Annotated in this window: 18 protein-coding genes; 4 read left to right on the top strand and 14 right to left on the bottom strand. The window is 55.8% G+C overall.

Features of this window, described 5'->3' with window-relative positions:
• Positions 1 to 3: 3 nt before the first annotated feature.
• Together recN and ASD8599_RS12530 are read left to right on the top strand one after the other, a co-directional pair.
• Entirely contained in the window at positions 4 to 1,650 is a 1,647-nt protein-coding gene (recN, locus tag ASD8599_RS12535) for a DNA repair protein RecN (RefSeq protein WP_108828853.1), read from the top strand.
• Positions 1,651 to 1,829: 179 nt separating this feature from the next.
• Positions 1,830 to 3,452 carry a chloride channel protein gene (locus tag ASD8599_RS12530; protein ID WP_422664768.1) on the top strand — a complete coding sequence of 541 codons (1,623 nt, stop codon included), beginning with the start codon at positions 1,830 to 1,832 and terminating at the stop codon, positions 3,450 to 3,452.
• 92 nt (positions 3,453 to 3,544) lie between these two features.
• On the opposite strand, the gene ASD8599_RS12525 is transcribed toward ASD8599_RS12530, so the two are convergent.
• The 7 genes from ASD8599_RS12525 to ASD8599_RS12495 all read right to left on the bottom strand — a co-directional run bounded on the left by ASD8599_RS12525 (position 3,545) and on the right by ASD8599_RS12495 (position 10,926).
• The gene (locus ASD8599_RS12525) at positions 3,545 to 3,889 is read right to left on the bottom strand and encodes a DUF427 domain-containing protein (RefSeq protein WP_108828851.1); all 345 of its coding nucleotides are present in this window, start codon (positions 3,887 to 3,889) and stop codon (positions 3,545 to 3,547) included.
• Between the two features lie 81 nt (positions 3,890 to 3,970).
• Positions 3,971 to 5,761 carry an aminopeptidase P family protein gene (locus ASD8599_RS12520; protein ID WP_108828850.1) on the bottom strand — a complete coding sequence of 597 codons (1,791 nt, stop codon included), beginning with the start codon at positions 5,759 to 5,761 and terminating at the stop codon, positions 3,971 to 3,973.
• A gap of 56 nt (positions 5,762 to 5,817) precedes the next feature.
• Complete coding sequence (gene cobT, locus ASD8599_RS12515) at positions 5,818 to 7,695, bottom strand: cobaltochelatase subunit CobT (RefSeq protein ID WP_108828849.1); 1,878 nt, start codon at positions 7,693 to 7,695, stop codon at positions 5,818 to 5,820.
• Positions 7,692 to 8,393: an aspartate/glutamate racemase family protein gene (locus ASD8599_RS12510; RefSeq protein WP_108828848.1), complete on the bottom strand. Its 702-nt coding sequence runs from the start codon at positions 8,391 to 8,393 to the stop codon at positions 7,692 to 7,694. Before ASD8599_RS12510 ends, cobT begins: the two co-directional genes overlap by 4 nt.
• 20 nt (positions 8,394 to 8,413) lie before the next feature.
• Positions 8,414 to 9,400, bottom strand: a complete 987-nt coding sequence (gene cobS, locus ASD8599_RS12505) for a cobaltochelatase subunit CobS (protein ID WP_108828847.1) — start codon at positions 9,398 to 9,400, stop codon at positions 8,414 to 8,416.
• A 146-nt stretch (positions 9,401 to 9,546) separates the two neighbouring features.
• Entirely contained in the window at positions 9,547 to 9,942 is a 396-nt protein-coding gene (locus ASD8599_RS12500; RefSeq protein WP_108828846.1) for a response regulator, read from the bottom strand.
• A gap of 354 nt (positions 9,943 to 10,296) precedes the next feature.
• Positions 10,297 to 10,926, bottom strand: a complete 630-nt coding sequence (locus ASD8599_RS12495) for a J domain-containing protein (protein ID WP_108828845.1) — start codon at positions 10,924 to 10,926, stop codon at positions 10,297 to 10,299.
• A gap of 85 nt (positions 10,927 to 11,011) precedes the next feature.
• Here ASD8599_RS12495 and ASD8599_RS12490 point away from each other — a divergent pair, with 85 nt between their 5' ends.
• Entirely contained in the window at positions 11,012 to 11,269 is a 258-nt protein-coding gene (locus ASD8599_RS12490) for a BolA family protein (protein ID WP_108830159.1), read from the top strand.
• A gap of 9 nt (positions 11,270 to 11,278) precedes the next feature.
• Here the strand turns inward: ASD8599_RS12490 and ASD8599_RS12485 are convergent, their stop codons facing one another.
• The 6 genes from ASD8599_RS12485 to ASD8599_RS12460 form a co-directional block, all read right to left on the bottom strand.
• Positions 11,279 to 11,785 (bottom strand): DUF4177 domain-containing protein, encoded by a 507-nt coding sequence (locus ASD8599_RS12485; RefSeq protein WP_108828844.1) that lies wholly within the window; start codon positions 11,783 to 11,785, stop codon positions 11,279 to 11,281.
• A gap of 296 nt (positions 11,786 to 12,081) precedes the next feature.
• Positions 12,082 to 12,564, bottom strand: a complete 483-nt coding sequence (locus ASD8599_RS12480; RefSeq protein ID WP_108828843.1) for a thioesterase family protein — start codon at positions 12,562 to 12,564, stop codon at positions 12,082 to 12,084.
• 19 nt (positions 12,565 to 12,583) lie between these two features.
• The gene (locus ASD8599_RS12475) at positions 12,584 to 13,795 is read right to left on the bottom strand and encodes an adenylate/guanylate cyclase domain-containing protein (RefSeq protein ID WP_108828842.1); all 1,212 of its coding nucleotides are present in this window, start codon (positions 13,793 to 13,795) and stop codon (positions 12,584 to 12,586) included.
• Positions 13,796 to 13,899: 104 nt separating this feature from the next.
• Positions 13,900 to 14,970 carry a hypothetical protein gene (locus tag ASD8599_RS12470; RefSeq protein WP_108828841.1) on the bottom strand — a complete coding sequence of 357 codons (1,071 nt, stop codon included), beginning with the start codon at positions 14,968 to 14,970 and terminating at the stop codon, positions 13,900 to 13,902.
• Positions 14,970 to 16,478, bottom strand: coding sequence for an Asp-tRNA(Asn)/Glu-tRNA(Gln) amidotransferase subunit GatB (gatB, locus tag ASD8599_RS12465; RefSeq protein WP_108828840.1), 1,509 nt, complete (start codon positions 16,476 to 16,478; stop codon positions 14,970 to 14,972). The genes ASD8599_RS12470 and gatB overlap by 1 nt, the downstream gene beginning before the upstream one ends.
• Before the next feature lie 441 nt (positions 16,479 to 16,919).
• Complete coding sequence (locus ASD8599_RS12460) at positions 16,920 to 17,423, bottom strand: P-loop NTPase family protein (protein ID WP_245926027.1); 504 nt, start codon at positions 17,421 to 17,423, stop codon at positions 16,920 to 16,922.
• Positions 17,424 to 17,579: 156 nt separating this feature from the next.
• Here ASD8599_RS12460 and ASD8599_RS12455 point away from each other — a divergent pair, with 156 nt between their 5' ends.
• Positions 17,580 to 18,077: a hypothetical protein gene (locus ASD8599_RS12455; RefSeq protein WP_219928856.1), complete on the top strand. Its 498-nt coding sequence runs from the start codon at positions 17,580 to 17,582 to the stop codon at positions 18,075 to 18,077.
• A gap of 24 nt (positions 18,078 to 18,101) precedes the next feature.
• Here ASD8599_RS12455 and ASD8599_RS12450 read toward each other — a convergent pair whose 3' ends face one another.
• Positions 18,102 to 19,415, bottom strand: a complete 1,314-nt coding sequence (locus ASD8599_RS12450; protein WP_245926026.1) for a hypothetical protein — start codon at positions 19,413 to 19,415, stop codon at positions 18,102 to 18,104.
• Positions 19,416 to 19,658: the final 243 nt, after the last annotated feature.

Genomic DNA, 19,658 nt, shown 5'->3' with positions numbered 1-19,658 from the left:
CACATGCTGCGTGGTCTTGATATTTCAGACATGCTGATCATTGACCGGTTGGAACTTGCGTTTCAACCCGGTCTGAATGTGTTGACGGGCGAGACCGGTGCAGGCAAATCTATCTTGTTGGATTCGTTGGGTTTTGTGCTTGGATGGCGCGGCCGTGCTGATCTGGTGCGCCAAGGCGCAGACCATGGTGAAGTGACGGCTTGGTTTGATTTGCCCGAAGGCCATCCCGCGCATGGCGTGCTGGAAGAAGCCGGATTGCCTGGCGGCGACGAGCTGATCTTGCGGCGTATCAACACAGCTGACGGGCGCAAGACCGCTTGGGTCAACGACCGCCGTTGTTCGGGTGAAGTTTTGCGGGCCTTGTCTGAAACCTTGCTGGAACTGCACGGCCAGCACGATGATCGTGGCTTGCTGAATCCGCGTGGACACAGGGCCATTCTGGACGAATTCGCAGGGCTTGAGACGCAAAAATCCAAAGTGCGCAAAACATGGTCAACCATGGGCAAAGCACGCAAAACGCTGGCTGCCGCCGAAGATGCCATGCAAGCCATCCGCGACGAAGAAGAATTTTTGCGCCACGCCGTCGCTGAACTGGGCGCCTTGGCACCACTTCCCGGAGAAGAGGCGGATCTGGATACGAAACGACGTATGATGCAGGGGGCGGAACGCATCCGCGAAGACATCGTGCGGGCGTATCAAACCTTGGGCCAAGACGGCGCAGAGGCGAGCATGGGCAATGCCATTCGTTGGTTGGATGGCGTGGCAGACAAAGCAGAAGGCCATCTGGAAGCCCCCATAGGCGCGCTGAACCGTGCGATGGTCGAACTGGACGAGGCCATGGAAGGCATTGTGGCGTGCATTGACACATTGTCTTTCAATCCTGCCGATCTTGAAGACACCGAAGAACGCCTGTTTGCGATCCGCGCAATGGCCCGCAAGCATGATGTGCAAGCTGATGACCTTGCCGCATTGACAGACACCTTGACGAAAAAGCTGGCGGCGTTGGATGCCGGTGACGCCGACCTTGCCGATTTACGCATAGCCCTTCAGGATGCGGAAGCCAGTTATGCCCAAGCGGCGGATGCCCTCACGGCGATGCGTCAGAAACAAGGCGCAAAGCTTGACAAGGCCGTCACATCGGAACTTGCCCCTCTCAAGATGGAACGCGCCGTTTTCACAACAGAGGTGACGGCTGAAACACCCGGTCCAGACGGGCAGGATGCTGTCGCGTTTTGTGTGGCCACAAACCCCGGTGCGCCTTCTGGTCCTTTGAACAAAATCGCGTCGGGCGGTGAACTTAGCCGGTTTTTGCTGGCGTTGAAGGTTTGTTTGGCGGGCGGTCAGGCCGGCCTCACGATGATTTTCGATGAGATCGACCGTGGCGTCGGTGGGGCAACTGCTGATGCTGTGGGGCGCCGCTTGGCCGCTTTGGCAGAAGATGGGCAAGTTCTTGTGGTGACCCATTCACCGCAGGTTGCAGCCCTTGGGGCACACCACTGGCGGGTGGAAAAATCCGTTGCCAAGGGCATGACCACAAGTCGCGTGGTGCCTTTGGATCAAGATGAACGTGTGGATGAAATCGCACGTATGCTTGCGGGCGACACCATCACTGACGAAGCCCGTGGTGCCGCCAAAGCGCTGTTGGGGTAATACGCTGACACAACTGCGCTTAAGAGGCGTATGTTTGGGTTCAAATCTACCGTGCGCCTCTTTTCGTGGCTTCTGTATTGTCCTAGACAGTTGAAAAGGGCGAACCACGATCAATGCCAAAGGCGCTTACCAATTTACTGCGGGCCACAGGGCAAGAAGCAGCGACAGCGTTTCGGCGCATGTGGACAGCTTTGCGTGCGCAGGGGCCAAGTCAGGTACAGTTTTGGTTTATCGCTTTGGCTGTTGGCATCGCATCGGGTTTTGCCGCACTGTTTTTCCGCAAAGGTATCGAAGCCTTACAGGCGTTTTTATACGGCACCGATGACATTCAGTACCTTCATTCCTTTGCGCAATCGCTGGCGTGGTATTGGGTCTTGGTCATTCCTATCGTGGGCGGTCTGGTCGTTGGGCTGATCTTGCACAAGTTTACGCCGGACGGGCGTGTGCGCAGCGTGGCGGATGTGATCGAAGGGGCGGCGATGCGCGAAGGTCGCGTCGAAACACGTGCGGGCATTGCGTCAGCGGTGGCGTCTTTCATCACCTTGTCCTCTGGCGGCTCTACGGGGCGTGAGGGGCCGGTGGTACATTTGGCTGGGGTCATCGCCACCAAGGTCAGCCGCTATATCAACGCGGACGGCATCACCGGGCGCGATTTGTTGGGCTGTGCTGTGGCCGCCGCGGTGTCCGCCAGCTTTAACGCACCCATCGCAGGGGCACTGTTCGCTTTGGAAGTCGTATTGCGCCATTTCGCAGTGCACGCTTTTGCCCCCATCGTCATTGCAGCCGTCGCAGGCACAGTGATCAACCGAATTGAATATGGGGGGGTCACAGAGTTTATATTGCCGGCACCCGAAGCCTTGCAATTCTATGTCGAACTGCCCGCATTCTTGATGCTTGGATTGGTTAGTGGATTGATCGCAGTTGTTTTGATGCGCTCGGTGTTCTGGGCGGAAGACATCGGCAATCTTGTGCAAGCCAAAACCGGATTGCCACGTTGGCTGCGCCCTGCCGTGGCGGGGGCCATGCTGGGCGGCATCGCAATCTTCTACCCGCATATCATCGGTGTTGGCTATGAAACCACGTCGCTTGCGTTGACGGGGCAGTTGGATCTGTTGGTGGTCATCGGCTTTGTTGCCATCAAGGTGGTCGCGGTCGCCATCACCATGGCTGGCCGCATGGGCGGGGGGGTGTTTTCGCCGTCTCTGATGATTGGCGCGATGTCCGGATTGGCCTTTGGCCTGATTGCAACAGCCGTTTTTCCAGAAGTGTCCGGCACAGTTACACTTTATGCATTGGCTGGAATGGGTGCCGTGGCCGCAGCGGTGCTTGGGGCGCCGATATCCACAACCTTGATTGTGTTCGAATTGACCGGAGACTGGCAGACAGGGCTTGCCGTGATGGTGGCAGTGTCCATGTCGACGGCGCTGGCGTCCCGTATTGTGGATCGCAGTTTCTTTTTGACGCAATTGGAACGGCGCGATGTGCATTTGGCCGCTGGTCCACAGGCTTACCTGTTGTCGATGTTTCGCGTGGCCACAGTGATGCGCGACATGGAGGATCCCCGTGCGGCAGACGAACAAGCCTGCTGGGAGATGATCGGTGACGGCATATATGTGGACGGGAACGCGACGCTTGAGGTGGCGATGCCTATGTTTGACCTGTCTTCAGTGCCCTTCATTCCCGTTGTCACCCTCAGCGGCGAAAACAGCCCACCTGAGCTGTGGGGCGCGTTGTTTCATGTGGATGCACTAAAGGCCTACAATCGCGCCTTGGCGGCCACAGCCGCAGAAGAACATTCTTAAGCAACCAATCCTGACGAAGGCGCAAAATTGTGCCGGATCGCTTCTGTGGCGACCCGAAGATGATTTATTTGATGATGGAACGGGTCTTGCGCCTAGATCTCTTCGACTGTGATGCCGTCGCCAGTGTAAAATGCCAAATGGCCTTCGATACGTGATACGCTGTCAAGCGGTGCCTCGTAACTCCAGACCGCGTTTTCCAGCGTGGTCGACTTTGTCACCACCGAATAATAAGTGGCGTCGCCTTTGTGGGGGCAATGGGTGGATTTGTCGGTTTTGTCCAGAAACGCCATGGCGATGTCTTCACGTGGAAAATAGATGACGGGTGGATAGTCCCCTTCGGTCAGTTCCAGTGCCGCGCGGCTCTCGCCCAAGACAGCGCCGCCTGCGCGTACAGTCCATACGCCTGCTGCATTGCGCACTTTGATGTGGTCAGCCATGATGTCGTCCTTCCTATACGTCTTTCCCCGGAAAGCGTGAAAAAACCGTTTATCAGAAGCCGAAGCTTCACGCCAGAGTTGTCACAAAGCGCGCGTTGCGTCACGCAGCCAGGATGCTGTTTCAGGGGACAAGCGCGGCGAGATTTTCTCAAAAGTTTCAGCATGATAAGCGTTCAGCCAGTCACGTGCCCCTGCATCCAACATTTCCGGCACGATCAGCCTGCGATCAATGGGGGCAAACGTCAAAGTCCTCCAATTCAACATCGCACGATGTGCATCGCCGCCAGGCAAATCGGCGGCATTTTCCACAACGATCAGATTTTCAATCCGGATACCAAAAGCGCCCTCGCGGTAATACCCGGGTTCGTTGGACAGGATCATGCCGGGTTGCAACGGCACTGTGCTGACGCGGCTTAGGCGTTGAGGGCCTTCATGGACACTGAGATACGCGCCCACGCCATGGCCCAATCCATGGTCAAAATCCTGTCCTGCCATCCAAAGCGGCAAACGCCCGATGGATTCGATGTCGCGGCCTGCCAACCCTTCGGGCCAGCGCAAACGGCTCATGGCGATCATACCAGCCAGAACACGCGTAAAGGCCTGCCGTGCTTCCAGTGCAGGGGTGCCAATTGCAATGGTGCGGGTGATGTCGGTCGTGCCGTCCAGATATTGACCGCCGCTGTCCAACACAATCAGATGACCGTCTTCAAGGCGGCTGTCGGTGTCTTCGGTCACACGGTAATGCATGATTGCACCGTTGGGGCCTGTGCCTGCGATGGTCTCGAAGCTGATGTCCTGCAGGGCGTTGTCGCGGCGACGGTTGGCCTCCAGTTGGCTGACAACTTGCGTTTCGCTCAATGTTCCGGGGGCTTGGGCATCTAGCCACGCCAAAAGTTCGACAACAGCTGCACCATCGCGCAAATGTGCCTCGGCGCTGCCTGCGATCTCTGCTGGGTTTTTGCAGGCTTTGGGAAGGGCGCATGGATCATCGCCCCATACAGCCAAGGCGCCGACAGCGTCGGCAACACAAACCGGCACGGATGTTTTATCAAGACGAACGGCGCCTGTTAATCCGGCCAAGCGATCCAGAAAGTCATTTGGAGCATGAACTGTGACGTTTGGCCCCAGATGATCCATGACATCATTCAGTTTTGCCGCATCCATGAACAAATCAACTCGGGCATCCGCGTGCAGGATTGCAAAGCCCTGTGCGATCGGATTGCGTGGAATATCAGCGCCGCGGATGTTAAGCAGCCAGCAAATGGAATCCGGCAACGTGATGACAGCGCTGGATTGACCAGCCTGTCGCAGCGTGTCCGCCAAACGCACGCATTTGTCGTGATGGGCTTCTCCCGCGAACTCAAGAGGATGGGGTTTAACGGGTTCCATGGCAGGGGCGGGCTGATCATCCCAGATCGCATCGACCAGATTTTCCACCTGAACCAATGTGATGCCCTTGTCCGACAAAATTGCGCGGGTTTGTTCCATCTGGGCGACAGTGTGCAGCCAGGGATCAAATCCGACTTTTCCGCCGTCTGGCAGCTGTTCAATCAACCATGCGCCCATCGACACTTCGGGCCACGGAACAGGGGTAAAAACATCTGCAACCTGCGCCTTAACTTGGGTGCGGTAACGCCCGTCGATAAAGACGCCAGCGTTGCTTTGCAAAGCCACACAAAACCCGGCCGATCCTGTAAATCCTGTAAGCCACGACAAACGTTCGTCGCGGGCAGAGACATATTCGCCCTGATGGGCGTCGGCGCGTGGGATCAAAAAGCCGTCGATGCCCAATGTTGTCATCAGATCGCGCAATTTCGCCAGTCTGGGGGGGCCTTGCTCGGGCCTTGCTGTCACCTCAAACGATTGAAACATGCTACAGATCCCTTTTCATCTCGCAAAATAAACCTCCCCCGGAGGGTCCAGTTATATCAGCCTACGCGACGCATGCCCATGACACGCGCGCGTGCACGAGGGTCACTATCGAACAAGGCCGCCAGTTGTTCTGTCATGGCACCAGCCAACTGGTCCACATCCGTGATCGTCACAGCACGATCGTAGTACCGTGTCACGTCATGGCCAATGCCGATCGCCAGCAACTCGACCGCGCGACGTTTTTCAACCATCGCAATGACGTCACGCAGGTGTTTTTCCAGATAGTTGGCAGGGTTCACGGACAATGTGCTGTCATCCACAGGGGCGCCATCCGAAATCACCATCAGGATTTTACGGGCTTCGGGACGGGCAGCCATGCGGCGGTGCGCCCATTCAAGCGCTTCACCATCAATGTTTTCTTTCAGCAGGCCTTCTTTCATCATCAATCCAAGGTTTGGACGCGCACGACGCCATGGGGCATCAGCGGATTTGTAGATGATGTGGCGCAGGTCGTTCAATCGGCCCGGCTGTTGGGGGCGACCGTCATTCAGCCATGCTTCACGTGCTTGGCCACCTTTCCAGGCGCGTGTTGTAAAGCCAAGGATCTCGACCTTGACGTTGCAGCGTTCCAGCGTGCGGGCCAGAACGTCAGCGCAAATGGCCGCGATAGAAATCGGGCGGCCACGCATGGACCCCGAGTTATCAAGCAACAGCGTGACGCAGGTGTCGCGGAATTCGGTGTCTTTTTCGACCTTGAACGACAATGGGGTGGTCGGGTTGGCGACAACACGCGCCAGGCGGCCCGCGTCCAATGTGCCTTCCTCAAGGTCAAATTCCCATGACCGGTTCTGTTGCGCCTGAAGCCGGCGTTGCAGCTTGTTTGCAAGACGTGATACCGCGCCTTTCAGCGGTTCCAGCTGCTGGTCCAGATAGGCCCGCAGGCGTTCCAGCTCAACAGGTTCCGCAAGATCCTCGGCGCGAATTTCTTCGTCGTGATCGGGCATATAAACCAGATAGTCCGGATCAGCATCAGAAAACGGTTGCGGGGCAGGGGGTTCCAAAGGCGCTTCGCCGTCCGGCATTTCTGCCTCTTCGCCAAGCTCCTGATCAGCCATCTCGTCCATGGAGACTTCGGCCTGCGACGCGTCTTGCTGTTCGTCCTGCGACTGCTCGGGCGTGCCTTCGCTTTCCTCGTTGTCCTGATCGTCCTGGCCCGTGCTATCGGGTTCTTGTTCCTCTTCGCCACCATCTTCGGCTTCGTCTTGTTGATCATCGTCGATCTGGTCGGGGTCATCGCCCAACTGGTCGCCATAACCCAAATCTTTGATGATCTGCCGTGCAAACTTTGAAAACGATGCCTGATCGTCAAGGATGCCCTCAAGATTGTCCAACGTGCCACCGGCCTGCTGTTCGATGAACGGCTGCCACAGCTCCATCACGTTCTGCGCACCAGAGGGTAAATCGCGGCCCGTTGCCATATGGCGGATCAGATAGCCAGCCGCCACGGACAGGGGCGCATCCGAGGCCTGTTTGACCTGATCGTAGCCTTTGCGCATGGCCTCATGGCCGATTTTGGCGTCGATGTTGCCGGCTGTTCCTGGCATGTCGCGTGCACCAACAGCCTCGCAACGCGCGGTTTCCATCGCCTCGTACAATTCCCGCGCCATTTCACCTTTGGGGGCATAACGGGCGTGGGTTTGGCCATTGTGATAGCGGCGGTTCAGGGCCAGCGCATCTGCCGTTCCCCGTGCCAACAAAACCTCGTCGCGGGTCATGCGGCGCGATACTTGTGGCAAGCGCATCGCGTCACCGGACAAACCAGCCGGATCGACGGAATAGCTGACATTCAACTCCGGATCATTGGCCATGACCTTGGTGGCCTCGGAAAGGGCCTTTTTGAACGCGTCGGCTGGGTTGTCTGATGGATTGCTCATACGGATACGCCTGTTGAATGATCGGCCAGATTGGCCTTGCCGGTTGCGAGATCGACCAGAAGGGACACATGCACGTCTAATGCGTCGATCACTTTATAGCCTGTGTCGCGCCCGTCAAATGCGAGGTTCAAATCGGTGCCTGCCAACACCACCGCATCAGCGCCCGCGTCTATCAGGCTTTGACCTTGTTGGAAAAACGCGCTGCGTTGTGGATCTGTGCAAACACTTGAAAGGGCCATATCGAGATACATTTGCCCGCTCGCATCAATGTCTGCAGGCGCGATTGCCTTTGTCTTGGTCAATTGCCCATAAAGCTTCGTGCGCATCACAACAGCCGTTCCCAAAAGGCCAACGGTTTCAATGCCCTGTTCCACAAATGCAGCGTCAAGCGGGGCGACGCCACTGACCAAAGGCAGCGGAGACACAGCCACCGTTTCATCAAAGCAAAAATGCCCACCCAGCGACGTGATGACCGCGCAATCGGCACCGGCGGCTTTCAATCGGTCGATCAGCCCGGCGTAAACCTGCGCCTGTGCCACACGATCATCCGCAAGGTTGTTTTTGACCAAGACATTGGCATCCGCGTTGACCATTGTCAGTTCAAGCGGAACACCAGCCAACCGCATCGCTGCGGTCAGCCGTTGATAATAGACAACTGTAGATGCCGGACCAATGCCGCCGATCAAGCCGAGGTGCATGATGCCTCCCTTGGCTGTGGTTAACCCAAGCTCACTGATGCAGCGCTTTCCGGCAATTCCTCATCGAACAAGCGCTGATAGAACTCGGCAACCGTCTGGCGCTCAAGCTCGTCGCATTTGTTCAGGAACGACAGGCGGAAAGCATATCCCACGTCGTGGAAAATCTGCGCGTTTTCGGCCCATGCAATGACGGTCCGCGGCGACATCACCGTGGACAGATCACCGTTCATAAAGGCTGTGCGCGTCAGGTCGGCCACGGTCACCATCTGCTTGACGATCTTGCGACCGCTTTCCGTGTTGTAATGTGGCGCTTTGCCCAGAACAATCGCGGTTTCTGCGTCAATCGACAGGTAGTTCAGCGTGCTGACCAAAGACCAACGGTCCATCTGGCCTTGGTTGATCTGCTGCGTGCCGTGATACAGACCCGTGGTGTCACCCAAGCCGACCGTGTTGGCGGTCGCGAAAATGCGGAAATAGGGGTGTGGTTCGATTACTTGGTTTTGATCGAGCAAGGTCAGCTTACCGTCTTTTTCCAGAACACGCTGGATCACAAACATGACGTCCGCGCGGCCTGCGTCGTATTCGTCAAACACAATCGCAGTTGGGTTGCGCAGTGCCCAAGGCAGAATGCCTTCCTGGAAATCAGTGACTTGCTTGCCGTCTTTCAGTTTGATGGCGTCTTTACCGATCAGGTCGATCCGCGAAATGTGGCTGTCGAGGTTCACACGTACGGCAGGCCAGTTGAGGCGCGAGGCCACTTGTTCGATGTGAGTGGATTTACCTGTGCCGTGATAACCTTGGATCATCACACGGCGATTGTTGTTGAAGCCTGCAAGGATCGCCATCGTTGTGTCGGGATCAAACTTGTAGGTGCTGTCAAATTCCGGAACGCGCTCTGTGCGGTCCGCAAAACCTTTAACAACCATATCTGTATCAATACCAAAGACGTCGCGAACGGAAATCTCTTGAGTTGGTTTTGCATTGATGTCCATTGCACCATCCGCCATCGCACGTCGTCCTTTTGTTGAATATGTCAGCCGAGAAAACTGTTCAGCACGTCGTGCAACATATAGCGCGAAAGGACAAGGGGAAGGGCCAATATCTGTCTACCGATGACGCCAGTTGATGACGCAGCGTCAATTGCGTGTGCAGGTCAGGGCAAAGCCATCATTGCCGTGGGGCAGTGATCGACGTCCTTTGCGGCATAGCTGACCAGAGCTTCAAGATCACGGGTGGGCAGGGGTTTACGCAGCAACCAGTCAACGCCTGGGGTAAAGACGGAATGTTCGCCGTGAATGAAAACCGGATTGCCCGTTATCATGATGACACGCGAATTGGGACAGAACATCGACACATGATCGCTTAAGCGTTCTGTGGTGCCGTCGGGCATTTGATATTCCATGACCACAAGTTCGTATTTGGCACAGGCCAGTTTGCGCATGGCAGCGGCAATACTGTGCACACATACTGCATCATGGCCCATTTCTTCCATTAGCGCACGTAGAATGTCGCACAGCTGTGGGTCGTCTTCTACAATCAAACATTTCATCGCATGCCTGCCATTTTGTTTCGGTGGCACGGTTTTGAGGTGAATGGGTAAAACTACTGTTAAATTTTACACAAATTTGCAACTTATGCGGAAGTTTGCCCGTGTGGAATTAACAGTTCTTAAGCGCGAAAAGTTAACTTTAGGAAATTGGCCCGACTTTTTCCTTTGTTTTCAGGGGGCAAAATCGGCATTGATTAACCTTTGCATGGCGCAACTTAATGGCGACTTAACCGCGGTCAAATCGCCTCGCAACCTAAAGGCGTGTGATTCTTCCGTGGCGACGGTGAATTCCAACGCAGAAAAAAAGGGGCCCAAAGGCCCCTTGTCACTGCAACATTCAAAGACGGATGGTTTTCAATCTTTAAAGCTGCGACTGCCTTTCAATTGGTCCCATGCCCAAACAACCTCCTGCAGCTGTTCTTCTTGGGACCGGTCGCCGCCGTTCATATCCGGGTGCAACACCTTGATAAGCGCTTTGTATGCTTTGCGGATTTCCTTTTTGGTCGCATTGTCGTCGACTTCCAGAACCTCGACCGCACGGCGTTCTGTCGGGGCCAGCTTACGCCCTGTTTTGGCACCACCCCGTCCGGGGTTTTGGGTCGCATTTGCACCCAGAACCTGATGGGGGTCTTCGATACCCAACCGCGCCCAAGCCCGCGCTTCGGGGTCTCCGACCGGTTTTGTGGCCCGTTCCCAGACCTTATCCTTAGACTGTTGGGCGTTGATTTCCGCTTCGGTTGTGCCGTCGAAGAAATTCCATTTCAAATTGTACTCGCGCACGTGCTGCTGACAGAACCAAAAGAAGTCGTCCAGCACATCAGGGGCCTTTGGCGCACGGAACTTTCCGGCCTCATTGCATCCTTCATGGTCACAGATACGACGAGACGTCTCGGATGCCCCGGACATGCCGCGACGACCGCGCGGGTTTTTCTTTTTGGCGGAGGACACGGACATATCGAATCCGAAGGGGTCAGACTTAGACATCAGGAATACCTTTTCGACTCAGGCTGTGCAGTTTAGATGAAGGAGACACGGTGCCAAGGGGGCAGAGACACAAATGGGCGAAAAAATGCGGGTTGCAGACGAAATGGAAATGCGTCTTAGCGAGGCCTTCGCGCCGCGCGAGTTGCAGGTGGTGGATGACAGTGAAAGCCATCGTGGGCATTCAGGGTTTCAGGAAGGCGGCGAAAGCCATTTTAATGTGCGTATCCGATCCACAGCGTTTGAAGGGCAATCTCGAATCGCCCGTCACCGCGCTGTTCACGCGGCTTTGGGCAAAGAGCTTGTGGGGCGTATTCATGCTCTGGCGCTTGATCTGGACGTTTAGATCTGCGGTTTAATCGCTTGTTTCTTTAGGTTTTCTTGAGGCTGCAAGGCGTTCAAGAGAGTTCGTCATGCCAGCGACGTCGGACAGCTCTTCAACGCCATTATCCGACAGCATCTGGATGGCCCCGTCTTGGCCGCCGGGGTGCTCATCTTCGGTTTCAAACCCATCTGCGGCGTCTTCAACGATCTCTTCTGCAGGGGCTTCCATGACATCGTCTTTTGCGTCCAAAGCGACGGGCGCAGGGGCGGCCAACAGTTCAGGTGTGAAGTTCGAAAGATCATCTTCACGAAGCTTGCGAAACACCAGTACATTGCGCCATTCGGTGGTGGTTTTGGTTAGGCCTGCACGTTCAATTGATGGCAAGGTTTCGGCGCGTTGATATTCCCAACCCTCTGCCCCCATCGTGTTCATCAGATCAGCCAACGCATTGGCAAATCGCGCTTCGGGCGTGCGTACTCCTTTGGCTTTAAGACCCTTTTGTGGGGCTGGAACGACGCGATACTGGTAGTTTGGCATGGTGCACCTTTGGCGATTGAGGTCGCGGTATAGCAGGGGGGCGAAAGGGGGAAAAGGGGCCACGGTAAAACCTATGGCACCTTGAATTTCGCCAAAACCGTCCTGTGTCGCGACTTACATAAATATGCCCTGACGGGTCGAAACTGTTGCCGCGCCGAAAAACACATTAAAAATAACATCTTACCCTCAGGAAATCAGGTGAAATAGCGTCAAACCCGATGCCCTTTCGAAAAGGGAATGCCAAAGGTCAATGTGCCGATGGCGCTGTTTCTTGTTGCGGTGTCGTGGCGGGGCGATCACCCTTTTCGCTTGATCCCGATGCTGCGTCCTGCCCGTTCCGGTCGGGGCAGCGATTTATGCGCCTCGAACATTTTGCCGACATTGGCTAGAACGTCCGCGGGCATGGGCGCGACTTTGGGGCCGGATTGGTCGACGTGCAGTGTCAAAGCCTCACCCGTGGCTGCCAGCCACCCGTCTTCGTGCCAAAGCTCTTGATACATGTGGAACCGCTTTTTGTCGTAATCCAGCATTTGGATGGTGCCGTAGACACGGTCGCCTTCGTGTAATTCGCGCACGTAACAGATGTGGAATTCAGCCACATAGGTCGTGCAGCCGGTTTGGGCCAGATAGTCGGGGCCGAAGCCGAATTGAGGGTATGCTTCGTCAGCGGTTTGATCCATCAGCACCGAATAATAGGCCATGTTAAGGTGGCCGTTGTAGTCGATCCATTCGGGCAGAACGGTCAGTAGGTCTGAGCGGAAGGGGGCTGTTTCGGGCATGATGTCTCTGTGTCAGGGGTTAAATCGGGTAGGTGGCAAGGGCGACGGGCTGTGTAAAGCCGGGCAGGTTTGCAGGCTTTAGTGGCGCAGCGGGTGTGGGGCAGGCGTTGGCGAAGTCTTCGGTGGCCAGCAGCGGTGTGTCTGCGCTGCGTGTGTGGGCCTCGACCCGCGCGGCGAGCCCGACGGCGGGGCCAGTGGCGGTGAAATCCAGCCTGCTTTCGGTGCCCACATTGCCATAAAGCACTTCGCCCACGTGCAAGGCGATCCCGAATTCCAGCGGTGGCAGGTTGTTTGTGGCGCGTGTGATGTTTTCATGGGCGGCGCGGGCAAAGGCCTCTTGGGCGCTGGACAGGGCGGCAGCGCACATATTGGCGCGGGGCCGTGTGGTGTTGTCGATGGGAAAGATCGCCAGCACGCCGTCCCCGATGAATTTCAGCACCTCGCCGCCATGTTCGGTCACGGCCCGCGCGGTGCAGTCAAAGTAGGCGTTTACGGTGTCGAAGTAGCTGTTCATGTCCATGGTTTGCGACAGTCCCAGCGACCCTTTGAGGTCGGAATAGAGGATCGCGCATTCGATGATCTCGCCTTCGCCGCGTTCGATTTTGCCGCTCAGGACTTGCCCAGCGGAGTGTCGCCCGAGATAGGTTTCCAGCGTGGCCTGCATCAGGAATGTGTCGTTGTGGACGCGGCTGCAGACGCAGAGGGCGGGGATTATGCGGTCCAATGTGTCGACATCGGCGTCTGAGAACCCCGAGAACCGGCGGGTGGAAAAGGAAACCGCGGCCCCGTTGAAATCAAAACCGATGCCTTTTTGTGCGCCGATGTCCTTGCCAAAATGGCGACCAAAGGCGGCATAACCGATGATGCCGTCCTGTTTGAATTTCTCATACATCGGGTATTGGGCCAGCACCGCGGGGTCTTTCAGATCCGCGTGAATGCTATGGACACGACGCGCCACGATGTCGCCAAAGGGGGTGTTGTCGAACAGTCCTGAGTGCACGAACTTGCGGGGGATGCTTGAGACTTCGACGTGGGGCACATCCACATTCCATTCCGCGTTGATTGCGACAATGGTGGGGTGCAGCAAGGAGCGGCCCACGTTGATCCGTGCCACGGGGATGCCGCCGTCCAGCAAACGCTTGGCCAAGCCGGAAAGCGTGATGGACAGATCATCGTCAGTCAGCGCCTGATCGTTCAGCCAGCTGATGATCGTGTCCGAGAGGTCACTCATGTTTCACGCCGCATTGGCCCCCAAGGGTAAGGTGAAAAAGGACATTTGTCATAAAGTCAGCCTTCCGAGTGGAGTGTGATCTGTCAATGTCGACGCCGCGTCGGCTAACCTTTGGAGAGATGTTCGAGCATGTGGCAGGCCGATACGTCGTCTCCGGCACACCCTGATTCAAGGTAGTTGCGGGCATTTTGCAGGTCTGCGGTATTTTCAGATTTGAGATAGGCTTTGAAAACTCTTCGTCCGAGTGCGCCACAGCTTTTGGTGTGTCCTGATGTGCAAGCACGGGTTTGAAACGGAGTGGCAGCGGCAGAAAAATTTTCTATGGGGAACAATGGGATGGCAGGCAGGAGCGCAGCACAAGCCTCGGCGAGGCCATCGGCGCAGGCGGTTTCAAGACGCGCAGCGGTTTGCGCTTTGGTGTCCGCGTCCACTTCATTCAATATTGAAAACAGCTGATTCCCTAAGCCCTCACAAAACTGTGGTGCTCCGCCAAAGCAGGCTTGATCGTAAAGAGCCAAACGCGTTGGCTCGGTGTGTTCGAGGTATCGTGCGGCATCGGCCATAGCGCCACAGATTTCTGGTGCCGCGGGGCTGCAATTTGGGTGTAAGGCATCAAAAATAGATTGCGCATGCGTTTTCGTTTGTGCGTACCACATGTCGGTTTCTGCATCGAGCGTGGTGCGTAAGTCATGAAGCTGATCACTTTGGTCGTCACGCCCACGCGTCTCAATCATAAGAGCTTGTAGTCGAAGATTACGGTAGTCACGCGAGGTGTTTGCCGACAAGAAAAAGCATGCCTCGGGGTCACCGGCGGCGCATCCTGTTTTGGCAAGCATACGTATGGTAACAAGCTGTGCTAAATACTCTTCAGGTGGAGTTTTTTCGGAAAAAGATAACTTATAAAAATGCTTTGAAAGCACGGAACACGTTTTACCTTTGCCATTGCCACAGTTTGCACGTGCATACGACAACACACTCTCTCGCAAAGTCTCGGCGCGATCTGGGTCTTGCGGGAAAGGGGCGTAGCCGTTCTCGTATTTTTCAGAAAGATCTATGCATACCGTGTAATGGGCTGGGTCACAGGTGTTTTTGTATGCCTCTTGTGCAATAACGGGGAACGCAGTGTTTAGGGCGGCGAAGACGACTGCGAAGCCCAACACTTTGAGTTTATCCATTATCTTAACTTTTGCGCCACCAGTTGGTTCACCGCTTTGGGGTTGGCTTTGCCGCCTGTCGCTTTCATCACCTGACCCACGAACCAGCCTGCCAGCTTCGGGTTTTCCTGGGCCTTGGCCACCTGTGCAGGGTTGGCGGCGATGATTTCGTCAAGTGCTGCCTCGATCGGGCCAAGGTCTGTGACCTGCTTCATGCCTTTATCTTCAACGATTTGCGCCGGATCGCCGCCGTCGGTGTAGACGATTTCAAAGAGGTCTTTGGCGATTTTGCCGCTGATCGCGTCTGATGCGATCAGGTCGATGATGCCGCCGAGTTGCGCAGGGGTGACGGGGCTGTCTTCGATGTCGCGGTCATCTTTTTTCAGACGGCCAAAAAGCTCATTGATGACCCAGTTGGCCGAGGTCTTGCCGTCACGACCCTGTGCGACGTGTTCAAAGTAGTCTGCGGACTCCAATTCTGCTGTCAGAACTGACGCGTCATAGTCTGTTAGTCCAAAGTCATTGATAAAGCGCGATTTTTTAGCATCGGGCAGTTCGGGCAAGTTTGCTTCGATGTCGTCTACCCACGCCTGCTCAATTTCCAAAGGCAGCAGGTCGGGGTCGGGGAAATAGCGGTAGTCGTGCGCCTCTTCTTTGGAGCGCATGGAGCGGGTTTCGCCTTTGTCGGGGTCATAGAGCCGGGTTTCTTGGTCCACTTCACCGCCTGCTTCCACGATGGCGATCTGGCGCTTGGCTTCGACCAAAATCGCCTGCTGAATGAAGCGCATGGAGTTCATGTTTTTGATTTCGCAGCGCGTGCCGAGGTGGCTGAAATCTTGGGTTGCTTGGTATTTTTCGTATTGGCCGGGCAGGCAGATGGATACGTTGACGTCGGCGCGCATTGCGCCTGATTGCATGTCGCCATTGCAAGTGCCCAAGTAACGCAGAATTTGACGCAGCTTGGTGAGGTAGGCGGCGGCCTCTTCGGGGCCACGGATGTCGGGTTTGGAGACGATTTCCATCAGGCAGACGCCTGTGCGGTTCACGTCCACAAAGGACATGTTCGGGTCCATGTCGTGAATGGATTTGCCCGCGTCCTGTTCCATATGGATGCGTTCGACGCGCACATTGCGCGCTGTGCCGTCGCCCATTTCGACCAGCACTTCCCCTTCGCCAACGATTGGGTGGTAAAGCTGGCTGATTTGATAGCCTTGCGGCAGGTCGGGGTAGAAGTAGTTTTTGCGGTCGAATGCAGATTTCAAGTTAATTTCGGCCTTGAGGCCCAGCCCTGTGCGCACGGCCTGTTCGATGCAGTATTCGTTGATGACAGGCAGCATGCCGGGCATGGCCGCGTCCACAAACGACACGTTTGAATTGGGTTCTGACCCGAATTGAGTGGATGCCCCCGAAAAGAGTTTCGCGTTCGAGGCGACTTGTGCGTGCACCTCCATGCCGATCACCAGTTCCCAATCGTGCTGTGCGCCAGCAATCGTTTTGATCTTCGGGCTGTCATAGGTCAGGTCAAGCATGTGCGGGCCTCTTGGGTATGCGTTTGCCTTGTCATAAATCACGGTCTGGACGGGGGCAAGCGCGGATGGGGCCAGCCCCGAGGCTTTGCGTCTCCCACGGGATTTTTCGGGGAAAAAGACCTTAGGCTCAGGACCCATTAATCTTAATGCCTCAGCGCGATTTTCACGAAATATCGGAGTCTTGGGACGTGACGATAAGAGTGGTTCTCTTTTCAAGCGGCTCAAGACGCTGAGATGTCGCCCCTTTGGGGCGCAGAGATGAAGTGAAAATCGCGTCTCCGATTTCCCTGATTTGGCCCGTGACTATCGTTGCATCTGCTTGAAATAGAACCACTATTCCCGCGCAACTGCGCCTCATCACAAACCAAATCAGGAAAACTGAGATATTAAGATGAATGGGTCCTGAGCCTAGTTATGCGGTTCGTGTCCGCAGAGCGAATTTTAAGTATCGGGAAAGGTGTTGTGCACCCACCGCATGACGTCATGTTTAGATTGCAGGTGATACTTTTGCAGATGTGGTGGCGCTGTTTCGAACCAGTTTTTCAGCGAAGCCCGCCCGCTGTGTCGCGTGCGCCAGATCCAGCGATAAAAAGATGCGTCCAGGCGTTCCGGGCAGCCTTTAGGTAAATCGGGACGGTTTGATCCGTAGTGTTTCACTGATCGCCAGACTGCGCGGCGCAAGCGCAACAGGGCGGGTAAGTCCAACCAGATCAGGGTATCGGCCCGCGCCATGCGTTGTGGATAGGTTGTAGAGTTTCCGCCCTCAAAAACCCACCGATCTTGCGCAATAGCATCCAAAACAAGCAGAGTTTTTTCGGCTTGTGTGCGTTCTATCCAGCCGGTTTTCCAATGGATCAAGTCGATATGGACCACAGGTAGATTGCCATGGCGACCGATGTATCGGGCCAAGGTCGATTTGCCTGATCCAGCTTGACCGATGATCATGATTCTGTTCATCCCGCAACTGATACAAACGGGCAGGGCGTTGGTCTAGGCTCAGGATTAATGGGTCCCGAGCCTACGGCGTGCGGGTCTGCGGCATTGCGGCCTATGGCACATGTGGATGTGCAGACTTAGGGTCATGCTGAAAGGATGTGCCCCATGGACATCACAGAATGCGACCTGCCTGAAACCGCCCTGCATGCGTACCATCTGTCAGAGCCAATCACCTATACGGATTGCTTTACCTGCGACGTAAAGCGGGACGTTGATTTACAGGCCTTTATCTTGGCTTTCTACACCTCTGGGATTTTCAAAGCCGAACGTCTGGTTTTGCGCCTTTTGGCCCGTGCCCCGTCCAATGATGCAGACGTTTTGGCCTTGGCGTCCGGGGCTTCTACGACTTTGGCTGTCTGGAAGGTAGAAGCCCGCGCAAAGGATCAGATTGTGCTGGATGCAGGGCGTACCAAATCATGGCTGCACGTGGCCCCGAGCGATACTGGAACGCGACTTTTTTTCGGGTCCGTCGTTGTGCCGGAGCCTGCCAAAGGCGGCAGGCCACCCCGTATGGGACCTGTGTTTGAGACGCTTTTAACGCCGCACAAGCTTTATTCGCGTCTGTTGCTTGCTGCTGCAGCACGGCGATTGGCATCGACTTGACCGGTACCGTGAACGTGCACGCAATCACGCAGGGCGGGTGACAGGCCCGTCTTCCGTGAAAACAACCTTGCGGCCCGCTGCGATGTCAGGCCGAAACAGATTGCCGATAATGCGCAATGCATCGGCTTGACCGGCTGCCGCGAAACGGTCAGGGCACCGCACCCGCAATGAATTGTCAAAACCGCGTGCCGCATGCGCCCAGATCATCGGGTGCAATTCGGTCAGGTGTTCGCGAATGATCCACTTGGCGCATTCTGCGATCTGGCTGCGCACCTGATCCGCTTCGTCATGCCCGCCACGGGCGTTGCCCATCGTGTTGGCGCAATACGCCGCCATCAGGTTCACAATGTACTGGTTGTTCGTGCGCTCCAGAATGTCATGCAGGCCGTCCACAAAGAACGAAACATCAAGCCGCGCACAGGCCTCGTCGTCAAAGGCGATCGCATCCAGCTGAACCCAAGTGTACGCGCCAGCGCCCCACGTGCTTTGTGTCCGTGATGCGGTACGGCGCGCTTCTAGTTCCAGTTGGTTGTAATCTCCGAACCAGCGTGGAAGCAAATGGTTGCCCATGGCACGCATCGCGCGTGCATTTTCCGGATCCAGATCGATAAGTTGCTGGTATGCATCAGCAATTTTTAATTTCCCGTCAGGACACCCACCACGCAAAGCACATTCAGCGGCGGCCAGAAATGCAGGCTTTGGCGTCAAGGATTGAAAGGGGTCCAGAATGTCACGGGCGCGATCAAAGTGGGCTTGGAAAGCTTCTTTGTTGCGTTGGGAAACCTCAGCGTCCCAGCACGTCCCACGCCATGCCCATGCGATGTCCATATGTGCATGGGCCACGACGGCGGCGATGGTATAGTCTTGACCGCACTCAGCCAGCACCTCTTCAAGCGCTTCAATTCCGGCTAGAATGGGCGCACCCTTGGCTGGTTTTCCCGAAAGCAATGCGTGTTCACAGGCCTGTACAACGTCTGCGCGTGCGCCATAGCTTATCAGATCCGCGACCGGCATACCGCCCGACGTTTTGCTAAGGGATCGGTCGGCCAATCGAATGGCGCTTGAAATATCATCCCAGTTTTCTTGCCGTGCCAGACGTTGGCCGCGCATCTGGTGAAAGTCTCGTTCGCGGTCCTCGGCCGTGGGATCGGGGCAGGGGATCACCAGTGCGTCGCTATCGTTTTGGGTCGGCGTTTGTTTTTGGCGTGTGGCGATACGTTTTGGACGAACATGCGCGTGAGGCACAACAACGCCGTCTTCGTCAATCTGGGGGGTGGCGCGTTTGAAGGCGCCCAAAATAGGGTTAACCGTTTTTGAAAAATAAGATGCCAATTGCATAGACAGACCATCCTGGACCATTAAAGAACTGACCCTAATCTGACCAAGCAATGGGGCCGAAACGTGGCGCGGAGGCGAAAGTTTCGCGCTCATGTTTTGTCAAAACGGCTTGTTTTGTTAACAAAACCTTAACATTTTGCCTCAGTTCCCGTTACGGTAGCGGAAGTTGCTCTTTATGAGGGAGAAGCAGCATTCTGCGTCGCTCAGCTGTCTGCGCAAAGAATTTACGCATAGCGCGAAACA

Source organism: Ascidiaceihabitans donghaensis (assembly GCF_900302465.1).
In the GTDB taxonomy this organism is placed as follows: domain Bacteria; phylum Pseudomonadota; class Alphaproteobacteria; order Rhodobacterales; family Rhodobacteraceae; genus Ascidiaceihabitans; species Ascidiaceihabitans donghaensis.
Note: the sequence above shows the minus strand (reverse complement) of the source record. Positions and strands in the feature narration are given on the sequence as shown.